This window comes from Saccharothrix sp. ST-888, assembly GCF_000955975.1.
In the GTDB taxonomy this organism is placed as follows: domain Bacteria; phylum Actinomycetota; class Actinomycetes; order Streptomycetales; family Streptomycetaceae; genus Kitasatospora.
This window is the reverse complement of record NZ_JYJF01000867.1, coordinates 1-315: the sequence shown is the minus strand read 5'-3', so window position 1 is coordinate 315 and position 315 is coordinate 1. Positions and strand designations below refer to the sequence as shown.

General features: G+C 67.3%; 1 protein-coding gene. It reads right to left on the bottom strand.

What is annotated here, in order from left to right:
- Nucleotides 1-283 (bottom strand): hypothetical protein (locus tag UK12_RS34860; RefSeq protein WP_269432074.1); only part of this gene is annotated, 283 nt, incomplete at its 3' end.
- Between the last annotated feature and the right edge of the window lie 32 nt (nucleotides 284-315).

Sequence of the window (315 nt, the reverse complement as noted above, 5' to 3'; positions counted from 1 at the left end):
GGTGCGAGCTGTCGGTGATCCCGGAGAGCGGGATGCCCTTGCCCATCACGTCCGGCGGCATCGCCTTGGTGATCCGGTCACCCATCGCGTACGGGTAGCCGAGGACCCGGGAGGAGTCCTTGATGGCGGCCTTCGCCTTGCTGGTGCCGTACGTGACGTTCATCGCCACGTTGTGGGAGCTCCACTTCTCCGTCACGCAGCGGATGACGCAGCCGCGCCGGCTCTCGTACAAGCGGCTCTCGACGTCGCGCCTCGAGGTTCGCTCGCTGTTGAGGGAGCTCAGGCAGATCAGGCCGGGCGGGATGCGGTCGAGGT